General features: G+C 60.6%; 14 protein-coding genes. 7 read left to right on the top strand and 7 right to left on the bottom strand.

Annotated features, from left to right (window positions below; genetic code table 11):
• The 3 genes from GOEFS_RS10380 to GOEFS_RS10370 form a co-directional block, all read left to right on the top strand.
• Positions 1 to 1,142 (top strand): MCE family protein (locus tag GOEFS_RS10380; protein ID WP_007317859.1); only part of this gene is annotated, 1,142 nt, incomplete at its 5' end.
• Positions 1,112 to 1,897, top strand: coding sequence for an Rv1363c family protein (locus tag GOEFS_RS22455; RefSeq protein WP_007317858.1), 786 nt, complete (start codon positions 1,112 to 1,114; stop codon positions 1,895 to 1,897). The genes GOEFS_RS10380 and GOEFS_RS22455, both read left to right, overlap by 31 nt.
• Positions 1,897 to 2,517: a hypothetical protein gene (locus tag GOEFS_RS10370; protein WP_007317857.1), complete on the top strand. Its 621-nt coding sequence runs from the start codon at positions 1,897 to 1,899 to the stop codon at positions 2,515 to 2,517. The genes GOEFS_RS22455 and GOEFS_RS10370 overlap by 1 nt, the downstream gene beginning before the upstream one ends.
• A 105-nt stretch (positions 2,518 to 2,622) precedes the next feature.
• Here the strand turns inward: GOEFS_RS10370 and GOEFS_RS10365 are convergent, their stop codons facing one another.
• Positions 2,623 to 3,168: a TetR/AcrR family transcriptional regulator gene (locus tag GOEFS_RS10365; protein WP_040524914.1), complete on the bottom strand. Its 546-nt coding sequence runs from the start codon at positions 3,166 to 3,168 to the stop codon at positions 2,623 to 2,625.
• 141 nt (positions 3,169 to 3,309) lie between these two features.
• Between GOEFS_RS10365 and GOEFS_RS10360 the strand changes: the two genes are divergently transcribed.
• Entirely contained in the window at positions 3,310 to 3,879 is a 570-nt protein-coding gene (locus GOEFS_RS10360) for a hypothetical protein (protein WP_007317855.1), read from the top strand.
• Positions 3,880 to 3,903: 24 nt separating this feature from the next.
• On the opposite strand, the gene GOEFS_RS10355 is transcribed toward GOEFS_RS10360, so the two are convergent.
• Both GOEFS_RS10355 and GOEFS_RS10350 read right to left on the bottom strand, forming a co-directional pair.
• On the bottom strand, positions 3,904 to 4,263 hold the full coding sequence (locus tag GOEFS_RS10355; RefSeq protein WP_007317854.1) for a cupin domain-containing protein: 360 nt from the start codon (positions 4,261 to 4,263) through the stop codon (positions 3,904 to 3,906).
• Positions 4,264 to 4,298: 35 nt separating this feature from the next.
• Positions 4,299 to 5,225, bottom strand: a complete 927-nt coding sequence (locus GOEFS_RS10350; protein ID WP_040524912.1) for a GlxA family transcriptional regulator — start codon at positions 5,223 to 5,225, stop codon at positions 4,299 to 4,301.
• A 70-nt stretch (positions 5,226 to 5,295) separates the two neighbouring features.
• Between GOEFS_RS10350 and GOEFS_RS22860 the strand changes: the two genes are divergently transcribed.
• Entirely contained in the window at positions 5,296 to 5,631 is a 336-nt protein-coding gene (locus GOEFS_RS22860; protein ID WP_007317852.1) for a cupin domain-containing protein, read from the top strand.
• 7 nt (positions 5,632 to 5,638) lie between these two features.
• On the opposite strand, the gene GOEFS_RS10345 is transcribed toward GOEFS_RS22860, so the two are convergent.
• The gene (locus tag GOEFS_RS10345; protein WP_245549818.1) at positions 5,639 to 6,952 is read right to left on the bottom strand and encodes an MFS transporter; all 1,314 of its coding nucleotides are present in this window, start codon (positions 6,950 to 6,952) and stop codon (positions 5,639 to 5,641) included.
• Between the two features lie 91 nt (positions 6,953 to 7,043).
• On the opposite strand from GOEFS_RS10345, the gene GOEFS_RS10340 reads away from it, so the two are divergent.
• Positions 7,044 to 7,436, top strand: coding sequence for a winged helix-turn-helix transcriptional regulator (locus tag GOEFS_RS10340; protein WP_007317850.1), 393 nt, complete (start codon positions 7,044 to 7,046; stop codon positions 7,434 to 7,436).
• Positions 7,437 to 7,511: 75 nt separating this feature from the next.
• On the top strand, positions 7,512 to 8,246 hold the full coding sequence (locus GOEFS_RS10335) for an NYN domain-containing protein (protein WP_007317849.1): 735 nt from the start codon (positions 7,512 to 7,514) through the stop codon (positions 8,244 to 8,246).
• A 142-nt stretch (positions 8,247 to 8,388) separates the two neighbouring features.
• On the opposite strand, the gene GOEFS_RS10330 is transcribed toward GOEFS_RS10335, so the two are convergent.
• The 3 genes from GOEFS_RS10330 to GOEFS_RS10320 all read right to left on the bottom strand — a co-directional run bounded on the left by GOEFS_RS10330 (position 8,389) and on the right by GOEFS_RS10320 (position 11,057).
• Complete coding sequence (locus GOEFS_RS10330; protein ID WP_007317848.1) at positions 8,389 to 9,867, bottom strand: aldehyde dehydrogenase; 1,479 nt, start codon at positions 9,865 to 9,867, stop codon at positions 8,389 to 8,391.
• Between the two features lie 109 nt (positions 9,868 to 9,976).
• Positions 9,977 to 10,282, bottom strand: a complete 306-nt coding sequence (locus tag GOEFS_RS10325) for an antibiotic biosynthesis monooxygenase family protein (protein ID WP_007317847.1) — start codon at positions 10,280 to 10,282, stop codon at positions 9,977 to 9,979.
• Positions 10,283 to 10,478: 196 nt separating this feature from the next.
• Positions 10,479 to 11,057 (bottom strand): TetR/AcrR family transcriptional regulator, encoded by a 579-nt coding sequence (locus GOEFS_RS10320; protein WP_040524900.1) that lies wholly within the window; start codon positions 11,055 to 11,057, stop codon positions 10,479 to 10,481.
• Positions 11,058 to 11,110 lie beyond the last annotated feature (53 nt).

Raw genomic sequence — 11,110 nt, 5'->3', positions numbered from 1 at the left:
ATAGCGACGGCGCCAAGCTATACGACGGTTCAGTGGTGAGTTCGCAGGATGTGCCGGTTGAGATTTCGACGATGCTCGACCAGGCGACCAAGCTGCTGAATCAGGTGGGCGACACCAAGTTGCGCGATTTGATGGACGAGGCGTTCACCGCGTTCAACGGGAGCGGGGAACAACTACAGCGCCTTCTCGACTCGATGGTGCTGCTTGTCGACGACGCCAACAAGAACTCTGATGCGACAATCGATTTGGTTCGTCAGGCCGGCGATATCCTGGCAACGCAAACCGCGACATCGGATGAGATCAGGTCGTGGACGGCGAGTGTCACCAAGGTGACCGATCAGCTGCGGGCCAACAAACCGGAGATCACCGACATCCTTGTCAAGGGACCCGGGGTGGCGAGCCAGACTCAGCAGTTATTCGATTCGATGAATCAGTCGGTGCCGCTGTTGGTCAACAACCTGTCGACCGCCGCCCGCACACTGGCGATCTACCATCCGAACCTGCAACAGATCGTGGTGATCTACCCGCGACTCATCAACGCGCTGACCACTGTGGTCAATACCGGCGATAGCGACCGGTATGGAGCCAATGTCGACTTCGCGCTTGGCTTCCAAGATCCGGGCACATGTACCGTCGGCTTTCTGCCGTTCACCCAATGGCGTGGTGGCGGCGCTCAGACGCCGCGCGACCTGCCTGCCGGTATGCTGTGCCGCGTGCCGCAAGACTCCCAACTCGCGGTGCGCGGGGCGCGCAATTTTCCGTGTATGGAATACCCCGGACGACGGGCGCCGTCGCCAGCGGAATGCCGCACCGGCTATAAGTCCAAGGGCGAGAACGTCGCCCTGCCGAATGGATTGCCGTTCGGTTTGAGGTTGCCCGGTAATGTGCAGCCGCAGACCACCACGCCGAGCCCGGCTAACCGGCCGAGTTCGGCGAAGAAGCCAACGATAGTGCCGCAGGGCGCGATCGTGCCGGCCAACCCATCGAGCTATGACTCAGCTCCGGCGGTATACGGCACATCGTACGATCCGAAGACGGGCGACTACATCGGCCCTGACGGCAAGAAATACAACGCGGGTCTGGGTAGTGACTCGCAAAGAAAAGATACGACATGGCAGAGCCTAGTAACAGCGACACCGTAGCCAACCAGGACGACGGAGCAGCGCAGAGCACCGACACCCCTGGCGAAACCGACACGGCCACACCGAAGAAGAGTGCCACGCCGGCGAAAAGCGCTGTGCCGGTGAAGGCCTCGCCGTTGCAGAAGTCCTTCCTGGAGCGGCGCAAGACCCGCACGCGGGCGGCCGAGGGCGAGAGTAGAACTTCGGCTCCCCAAGCCGGCACTCGCGCCAGATCGTCAAAGACGGCAAGCCGCTCGGGCGAGGTGCGACGCGCGGCTGCCAACCGGGACAAGATAATTCGGATCGGTTCGCGTGTTCTCGCGGGTGTCGTGCTGGTCGCGGTACTCGTACTCGGTACGTTGTTCGGCATCGGCAAATACCGCGCCGATCAGCGTGACGAATTGCGTGCGGAGTACTCGGCGTTCGCAGAGCAGGTGACCGTGAATCTGACGACCCTGACACCGTCGAATGCCGGACGGTTGCAGAAGACCTTGCTCGAGCAGACCAGCGGCTATGCCAAACAGCAGATGGAACAGGCAGCCAACCAGACGGTCGAACTCGTCAAGCAGGGCAAACTAAACACTAAGACAACGGTTTTGAGTACCGCGGTGACACGTGCCGAGCCGGATCGAGGCTCAGCGATTATGGTGTTCGGTTGGACCTCTAAGCCGGATAATCCCAATGACGAATTGGTGGTCGAGACGTACCGGTGGCGGGTCGACATGACGCGGATCAACGGTCAGCTCAAGATGACGAATTTCGAGTGGGTGACGTAGTGGCGAATCGAAAAGCGTTGAGCCGCAGGAATATAGCGTGGACGGTCTACGGTGTGGCACTGGTGGCGGCGATCGCTGTGACAGTGGTCCTCGGTGTCGCGTACTTCTCGGCGCGCAGCACCGAGAAGGCACGTGAGTCGGCGGTATCGTCGGCAAAGGATTATGCGACAACGATGTTCGGCTATACCCCGAAGAATATCGATGATCACATCACGCGGTCGCAGACATTCGTAACCGGGGAAGCAGCCAAGCAGTACAAGCAATGGACGGTGGAGCCCAAATACGGTGACACGGTTCGCAAGGACAACATCGTCTCATCCGCGGTGGTGCAGGATGCCGGCGTCGTCGAGAACACGCGTGATACGGCCAAGGTGCTGATCTTCGTCAATCAGTCTGTGTCGCGGGGCAATAAGGAAGATGTGCGGGTAGATCCGAGTCGCGTCACCTTCGACATGATCCGTACCGGTGGTATCTGGAAGATTCAAAATATCGACGTGTTGACGGATACCACTCTGCGCCAATTGATTTCGAAGGAAACGACTCCGCCTCCGGGTGCCAAGCCGTTGCCGCCGGCGTCGAGTTCGGTCCCCGCGCCGTCGGTGCCGGTGCCGACAGGGTAGTTGGAACTCTCGCACAGAATCCCCCCCGGAACTTGGAGAATCCCCTGTCGCAACGGGGGATACTCCAAGTTTCGGGGGATTTTTGAGTTGGCCTCGTTCGGGTGATCAGTCGAGCAGGCGCTCTATTCCGTTCCGGAATGTCTCGCACACGGGAGCCGGGTCGGTTAGGCAGCCGGCGGCCATCGCTCCATCGCGCAGCATGACGAAATGTTGGGCGGCGGATTCGGGGCTGCTCTGTCCGGTTGCGGTGAACAGCTCGATGACGGTCGTCAGAAACCACTGGCGATGGGTGAGCACAGCCTGGTGGGCTGGATGGTCTGGGTCGGGATACTCGGCGGCGGCGTTGAGGAACGCGCATCCGCGAAATCCGGGAGATTCGATGCCGTCCGCGATTGAGCGCCCAACCGCCCGAATGGTGTCGGCCGGCGATAATCCCTGATCGCGGACCTGCTGTAGCTGCGCTCGAATGGCCTCGTCCGCTGCCGTGAGGTAGCCGACGATGAGGTCGTCTTTGCTAGGGAAGTGGCGATACATCGTCGCGCGGGTGACTTTCGCGTCGGCCACGATGCGGTCCACTCCCACTGAGTGGAGTCCCTGCGTGTAGAACAGCTCGCTGGCCGTGTTCACCAGGCGTGTTCGAGCTTCGGACATGTCACCTCGCTTGTTGTTCAGTACCGGCGAGGCTATCAGATAGAACGTTCGTTCTTGACATTTGTTGAGCTGATGAGAGACAGTCACATAGAACGAACGTTCTGTCTATGAGTTTCAGCCTCGCTCGGAAAGAAGGATTCAATGTCCACCACGATCAGCGCTACACCCGACGACGTAGCAACCTCATCTACTTACTCGCTGCGAAACCTGTATTACGCCCGGTTCGTCTTCGCCATCGTCTGGGCTGGACTACTGGTAGCGACTGCTTCAACGCTCAGTTCGGTGAGCATTGCCCTGCTCGTGATCTACCCCCTATTCGACGTCGGAGCCGCGGTGTTCGACTTGCGATCGTCGAGGGAAGCGCGGGCAACCTGGCCGCTCTACGTCAACATGGGATTGAGTCTGCTGACCGCAGTCGGATTGGTCGTCGCCGTCAGCATCGACATCCCCGCTGTGCTGAGGGTCTGGGGCGCGTGGGCGATTACGGCCGGCATCGTCCAGGTGGTAGTCGCCGTCCTGCGTCGGCGTCTTGGCGGCCAGTGGGCAATGATCCTCAGTGGTGCGATCTCAGTTCTCGCCGGCGGTAGCTTCATCGCGCAGGCCGGTGGAACAGAACCGTCGCTTGCCATTTTGGCTGGATACGCGACCCTGGGCGGCATCTTCTTCTTGGTGTCGGCGATCAACCTGCATCGGCGGGTTGCGCGGCGGTGACTCGTTTCGCAGTTGCTCCGGGCGTTAGATATCGTCAACGATGGCAGTGAGTTCGCCGCCAGCTTGACCAGTATTCACGACGCCCGCAGGTTCGAGGAGCAATGCGGTGACCTCACTGTCCGAACGGGGACAGTGTTCGACCCCTCGTGGCACCACGCATAGTTGGCCCGGGGTGAGTATGACGTCGTGGTCGCGGAACTGGATGGTGAGCCGTCCGGAAATGACGAGAAATAATTCGTCGGTGTCGTCGTGCGAGTGCCACACAAAGTCACCGAGAATCTTTACGACCTTGATGTCATAGTCGTTGAGCTGTGCAATCCTCTTGGGCGACCAATGCTCGTCGAACAGGCCGAGCTTTTGCGCTAGATCGATAGATTCGGGCACGGGTGGCCTTTCAGGCTCGGTTTCGATATGGCTCTTCAAAATTTGACGACGTCAAAATGCGCCTGTTTGCGGTAGTCGTTCGGCGATACCCCGAAATGGTGCCGAAAACGTCGCCGCAGGTTGACAGCCGAACCGAACCCGGCCCGGTGGGCGATCGTCTCGACGGTTAAGTCAGTGTCGCGTAGAAGCGTTTGTGCGGCCGAAAGGCGCCTACTGATCAGCCATTGCCCCGGGCTCATGCCGAGTTCGAGTGTGCATCGACGGGCGAGTGTTCGGGGTGAAGTGTTGAGGCGAACTGCGAGATCGCTTATCGTGAGGCGGTCCCCGAGTCGCGAGTCCACCCATTCGGTCAACTCATCGAATTCGATTGTGCCACTGCGGTGTTTATCCGCGACTGACCGGGATGCCGCCATACTCTCGGCGATCAGACCCGCGTGTTCCTCGCCGAAGTCTGCCGCGACCAGGCATAGGCATAGATCGATCCCGGTCGTCGCTCCGGCGCTTGTTGCTACGTCGGAGTGATCGACGTATCGAGTCTCGACGACGTCGATGCTCGGAAATGCTCGGTGTAGTTCATCGATACGCGATGGGTGCGTCGTGGCGGTGCGTCCGTCGAGTAGGCCGGTTTGGGCCAATGCGAAGACGCCGGAGCAGATCGAGGCGATGCGTGCGCCGCGTGCGTGTGCGTCGATCAACGAGGTCTTGATCCGCGAGGGTAGTGGTGCGGTTACCGGAATCCACCCAGGAATGATCACGGTGTCGGCGGAATCGAGTGCCTCGAGACCACGTTCCACGTGGATCGTGTAGCCCGCAGAAGTTGGTATTGGCCCTGGATTCTCCGTGCAGATGGTGAAGTCGTACCGCTGTGGGACGTCGGGGCGGGGCAGACCGAAGATTTCGAATGCGCAGTCCAGTTCGAAGGTCGGCTGGATTGGTTGTGCCAGGGCAACAACGCGGTGCATGGCAAGAAAGTGCCGCATTTCGTCCAGCTGGGCTCTGCCCGGGCGACGCACTTGCTGGCACGTTGGGGGAATGAACGCAGAGATCCTTGAGCAACCTGGTTATAGCGCCGTACTGGCATCTGAGATGCGCGCCAGTGACGTGTTCCCTGGAGTTCGTGTCCGCCGATTATGGACCGGTGATAACGGAGCCCACGCGAATATTCTCGAGATGGATCCGGGCTCGGCCTGGCCACGCCGAGATGTCCACGACCCGGGGCCGGAAGAGGTGTATGTGGTCGACGGAATTTTTCACGACGGGGCGCGTGAATATCCAGCGGGCACGTTCCTGCATGCACCGGCAGGGTCGTGGCATATACCGGCTAGCCCCGCGGGATGCACGCTCTTCCTCTTCTATCCCGAAGGATGATCGCGCGCTACTTCGCCCGGGTGGCAGTTGAGGATATCGGCATCGAGTTCTTTTGCGGCCCAACAGTTCCGCTGATAACTGCGGCGGCAAGACACGCTGCCGCTCCGACGATCCAGACGAGTGTGTAGGAGCCGTCGTTTTCACGGATTACTCCGCCAAAGACAGACATCGCTCCAGCGCCGAGCTGGTGGAATACGTTAACCCAGCCGAAGGCGAGTGCGCCGTCGACACCGAAATAGTGTCGGCACAACGAGATGGTGGGTGGGACAGTCGCGACGTCGAGAATTCCGAAGACGACGGCAAAGGTGATTAGTGCGGGATCGATGTTGCTGGTGAATATCGTGGGTAACGACGCGAGTGTCACTCCGCGAACAACGAATAAGGCGGCGAGCAGTACCCGAGGTTCAACACGGTCGGTCAGCCAGCCCGACGACACGGTGCCAACGATATTTGCGAATCCGACAAGAGCCAGCAAACTCGACGCCGCGGTCGGTGCCATCCCGTGGTCGTGCGCGGCGGGAGTGAAATGCGACCACATGAGTCCATTTGTGGTTGCGCCGCACAAGAAGAACATGAGGGCCAGAAGCCAGAATGGTCGGCTGCGTAGACAACTAACCAGAACGTGCAACGTGCGTGCGGCCGCGTTGGCTTTGGGTGTTTCGAGGGTTCTGTCGGGTGTGGATTCCCCGTATCTGGCGGCGTCGACGTCAGCAGGGTTGTTTCGAAGACCGGCCGCGACGAGGAGCGCGGCAATAGTCGACAGAGCGCCGCAGGCGACGGTTGGTGCGTGCCAATTGTGGTGCGCCATAAGTGTTGAGAGCACGGGGAGTAGAGCGAACTGTCCGACGACGCTGGCGGCGGTCAATATTCCGGTAGCAAAGCCGACTCGATCGGCGAACCATTGATTGGCGACGGTGGCGCCGAAGACCATTGTTATGCAGCCGGTGCCGGTTCCGACGACAACGCCCCACCAGACGACGAACCATCCAGCGCTTGGTGTGGCGGTAACGAGAAGCGTTGAACTCAGCGCCAGCAGGGTAAGCGCGGTGACGGCGACGGAGCGTGATCCGTAACGGTCCATCAATGCCGCGCTGAAGGGTGCTATCGCACCGTAGAGAACCATGTTGATGGCGACTGCGATGCCGATGTCAGCCCGACTCCATCCCCCCGCCATGACGAGAGGTTCGGTAATGAGACCAGCGATCGTCGTGTACGAACCGGCCGCCAGTAGGGCGGCTGCGGCGAGCGCGGTCATTCGCCACGCTGGATGGATGAGCCGGCGCGACGTGACGCCGACCTGCTGTTGCACTTGTTCGCTCATATCCACTGAATAGCCCATTAAGGGCATCGCCGGTAGTATGCACATTATCGTCCATATGAACGCTGATGTGCATTGACCGGGAGGTGTGGAGATGTCAGACGACGAGCGTGAACTTCGTGAACCCGTCCGACGGGCCTATGAAGTGTGTCCGGTCGAGGTGAGTATCGCGGTCTTGGGCGGCTCGTGGAAGATGACGATCGTCAAGAATCTGCTCGACGGAACTATGCGATATGGGGAGCTTTGCCGCGCCGTCGGCCCGGTGACGCCTCGTGTGTTGACGCGACAGTTGCGCGAACTCGAGTGCGACGGGATCGTCCGGCGTACCTCTTATCCAGAGGTACCGCCAAAGGTTGAGTACTCGCTGACTGACCAGGGCCGTGCGTTGGCGCCGTTTGTGAGCGCTCTCAATGATTGGGGTAAGCGGTACGCCGACGAGGTGATTCGTCCAAGTATGTCGACGCAAACGGGAGAGCGGCCCACGTAGATCCAGTCCGAACTTGGCTATTTGTCTACTCGATGACGGAGACCGAATGTCGCTTGTGTGGCAGGATCTCTCCGTATGCGAGTTGGCGTCTACATTGATGGATTCAATCTCTATTACGGGGGCAAGTTCCAACACACTGCCGATACCAAAGGGTGGCGGTGGCTTGATCTGAGGGCGCTCGCCAAACGGATCACAGCAACCAATTCTGGGTGGGTCGATTACTCGATTAACCACATCGTCTACTGCACAGCCCGTGTTTCAGGGCGTGACAATCCTGCGGGGGAACGCGAGCAAGATGTGTACTTGCGGGCGCTTGTCAAAACTAACTCGGTCGATCACATTGAGTTCGGAAACTACGTATCGCGCCTGTCTAGGTCTCCATTGGCGATGCCAGACAAGAAGAACCGACCCCAAGTCGTCAGGCCACATGGGCCGTTGATGGTGAAAAGCGCGACGCACGCCGATGCTCCTGACTCGTACTTCATGGTCCAGGTGGCTCGGCGGGAAGAGAAGGGATCCGATGTGAACGTGGCCTCTCACCTGCTGGTAGACACGCTGAGTGGAAAAGTCGATGCGGCGGTTGTCATTAGCAATGACAGTGACCTGAAGTTTCCCATCACGTTCGCGAGGAACAAGATCCCGATAGGAATGGTGAACCCGACGAAGGGCTACCCCGCCGGCGGGCTCAGTGGCGACCGACGCGATGGCGCGGGAGGTCACTGGTGGTATCAGTTGTCCTCGGAAGACTTTACGAGTTCCCAATTGCCCGAGAGGGTGAGCGGCAAGATCTCCAAGCCGGATCCCTGGTGAGCGAATAGTCGGCGAGTCAGTGGCGCCGATCAGCTGTGCTAGAATTGTCTGCATACCGCCCGCTCCCCTCTGGGGGCGGGTTTTCCTTTTCCCCAGCGAACGGCCCCAGCCTCTGAGGCCGGGGCCGAATGCGTCAGCGAGCCTATCCTTCCGACGAATACCCCATCGGCATCAGGATCGACTTGTGCTCGAGGTAAGACTCGAGTCCTTCTCGGCCGTTCTCGCGGCCGATGCCGGAGTTCTTGTAACCGCCGAACGGAGAGGCGGGATCGATTGCGTACCAGTTGATTCCGTAGGTTCCGGTGCGAACCTGTTTTGCGATCTCGACGCCGCGTGCGATGTCGGTGGTCCATACCGAGCCGGCGAGTCCGTAGTCGGAGTCGTTGGCGATCGCGATGGCTTCCTCGACGGTGTCGTAGGCGATGACACCGAGGACCGGGCCGAAGATTTCCTCGCGAGCGATGGTCATATCGTTGGTCACGCCGGTGAAAACTGTTGGGGTGACGAAATATCCGTTGTCATGTCCATCGGGACGGCCGCCTTCTAAAACGGCAGTAGCGCCCTCTTCTTTGCCTTTGGCAACGTATCCCTCGACCTTGCCGCGTTGCTTCTCGGTGATTAGCGGTCCAAGATTGGTGCCGGCTTCAAAAGTCTTGGCTACGTTGACGATTGCTTCGACGATCTCGTCGTGGCGCGAGCGAGGGACCAGAATTCTGGTCTGCGCGACGCATGCCTGACCGGCATTGAGCAGACCGGAGAAGGCGAGCATCGGTGCGGCAGAAGCGATGTCGACGTCTTCGAGCACGATGGCCGCCGACTTGCCGCCCAACTCCAGCGAGCAGCGCTTGAGCAGTTCGCCGCAACGAGCGGCGATGATTCGCCCCGCGGCGGTAGAACCGGTGAAGGTGATCTTGTCGACTTCGGGATGCTCGACGAGAGCCTTGCCGGTCTCGGCGCCGCCCGGCACCACGGAGATAACGCCTTGCGGCACACCGGCTTCGGTGAAAATCTCGGCGATCAAGTTAGCGTCGAGCGGTGTTTCCGGTGCGGGCTTGAGTACAACTGAACAGCCCGCGGCCAGCGAGGGGCCGAGTTTGTTACACAGCAGGAATAGCGGCACGTTCCATGCGGTGATGGCGCCTACGACGCCGACAGCCTCGCGGACGAGCAAGCTTTCACCGAATAGCCCGGCGCGCTTTTCCTCCCACGGATATTCCAGCGCCGCAGCGGCATATCCGTTCAGCACACCGGTGCCCGGCAACTGCTGCAAAGTGGCGACATCCGTCGGAGATGCGCCCATCTCGGCGGAGACCAGGTTCTGGATATCCGCGCCGCGCTCGTTGATCAATTCGGCTGCGCGGTTGATGACGGCGGCGCGCTCGGCCGGCGTCTTATCGCGCCAGATGCCGGAGTCGAAGGATGCGCGCGCAGCGCGAACCGCCGCGTCGACATCGGCCGAGTCGGCCTCTGGCGTCGACCCGACGCGAGCGCCGGTGGCGGGGGAGAAGACCTCGAGCACCGACGTCGAGTGGGGGGCAACCCATTGGCCGCCGATGTAGAGATTCGCCTGATCACCACCTCCGACAAGGTCGGAGGTGGCGCTTTCGACGGTGTCAGTCATGTGTGCTCCAGTTGTCTATCGCGGTCGATCCCGCTGTGAATTCGCTCACGCGAGGCTACACGCAAATAGTAGAACACGTTCTATTTCGAGGCTAGGGGGTTGCCTGAACTCAGCTCGGGCGAGCGTCGAGCACGACCTCGAATTCCAGCAGATCCGCGCCGCTGGCGACCGGCTTGGCACGCTCACCCGAATGTGCTTCGCGCGCGGGCCCACTGGCCCATGCCTGGAAATCCTCTTCGGTCTCCCACTGCGTCACGACGAAGTAGCGGTCGTCGCCCTTGACCGGGCGTAACAGCTGGAAGCCGAGGAAGCCCTTGGAGCCGTCGACGGAGTGTGCGCGATTGGCGAACCGCTTCTCCAATTCGGGTCCGGCGCCCTCGGGCACGGAAATAGCGTTGATCTTCACAACAGTCATGGAAACGTCTTTCTGCAGGTAGAGGTCTTAATTCCCAGGCGGTAGCTTCGTGTGAGCCGGACGCGTGCCCGAACGCGAGTGTGGAGTCCGGGACGCCATAGGTCACACCTGGCAGACTAGCGCCTCCATCCGCGTTCGAAGGGCTGCAACGGTGTCGATCATCATGGGCGTCCGTGGTGTGTCCGGCCCGCGACAATTATCTCTCGAGGATCCGGCAGAGATTGCCCACGAGCCGGCGCAGGGTATTGGTGTCCTGGTAGGCGCGGGCGAGCAGCAGGCCACCCTCGATCGTTGCCAGGATCAATTCGGCGTCGGCGGCAGCGGCGGCTTGATCAGACTTGCTGGATCTCTGGAGCAAGAGTGCTTCGATCATCGACTGCCAGGTTCGGTATGCCTCGGCGCAAACTGCGCGCACTTCGGGGTCTTCGGAGGACAGCTCAAGCGCCGCGGTGGTTACCGGGCATCCCAGCCGGAATTCGCTAATTTCGAGTGACGTCGCCAGCGCTTCAGTGAACGACACCAGGATTGTCGACGCGTCGGAGCCGGTGTCGATGAGGTTCTGCAGGTCAGCGGAGACCCGGGCGCTTTCGAACCGCAGGGCCTCTACCGTCAGCTGGGACTTCCCGCCGGGAAAATGGTGGTACATCGATCCGCGTGGCGCGCCTGCGGCACTGATGATCTCGAGAGTTCCGGTCCCGGTCACGCCTTTGGCGCGGAACATCTCAGCTGCTGTCGCGATGAGACGGTCGCGTGTTGCCCCAGTGGACCGGGCCACCCGCGGCTTCCCCGCGTTCAAGATTCTGCCCGAAGGGTTCGATGGATCATCTG

Origin of the sequence: Gordonia effusa NBRC 100432 (assembly GCF_000241305.1) — a bacterium.
Lineage (GTDB): Bacteria > Actinomycetota > Actinomycetes > Mycobacteriales > Mycobacteriaceae > Gordonia > Gordonia effusa.
The sequence above is the reverse complement of the archived record's forward strand: the minus strand, read 5'-3'. Positions and strand labels throughout refer to the sequence as shown.

Coding starts and splice junctions, on each gene's coding strand:
- GOEFS_RS10360 (WP_007317855.1), top strand. CDS start 3,310: ATGTCCACCACGATCAGCGCTACACCCGACGACGTAGCAACCTCATCT.
- GOEFS_RS10325 (WP_007317847.1), bottom strand. CDS start 10,282: ATGACTGTTGTGAAGATCAACGCTATTTCCGTGCCCGAGGGCGCCGGA.
- GOEFS_RS10330 (WP_007317848.1), bottom strand. CDS start 9,867: ATGACTGACACCGTCGAAAGCGCCACCTCCGACCTTGTCGGAGGTGGT.
- GOEFS_RS22860 (WP_007317852.1), top strand. CDS start 5,296: ATGAACGCAGAGATCCTTGAGCAACCTGGTTATAGCGCCGTACTGGCA.
- GOEFS_RS10365 (WP_040524914.1), bottom strand. CDS start 3,168: ATGTCCGAAGCTCGAACACGCCTGGTGAACACGGCCAGCGAGCTGTTC.
- GOEFS_RS10350 (WP_040524912.1), bottom strand. CDS start 5,225: ATGCACCGCGTTGTTGCCCTGGCACAACCAATCCAGCCGACCTTCGAA.
- GOEFS_RS22455 (WP_007317858.1), top strand. CDS start 1,112: ATGGCAGAGCCTAGTAACAGCGACACCGTAGCCAACCAGGACGACGGA.
- GOEFS_RS10340 (WP_007317850.1), top strand. CDS start 7,044: ATGTCAGACGACGAGCGTGAACTTCGTGAACCCGTCCGACGGGCCTAT.
- GOEFS_RS10335 (WP_007317849.1), top strand. CDS start 7,512: ATGCGAGTTGGCGTCTACATTGATGGATTCAATCTCTATTACGGGGGC.
- GOEFS_RS10345 (WP_245549818.1), bottom strand. CDS start 6,952: ATGAGCGAACAAGTGCAACAGCAGGTCGGCGTCACGTCGCGCCGGCTC.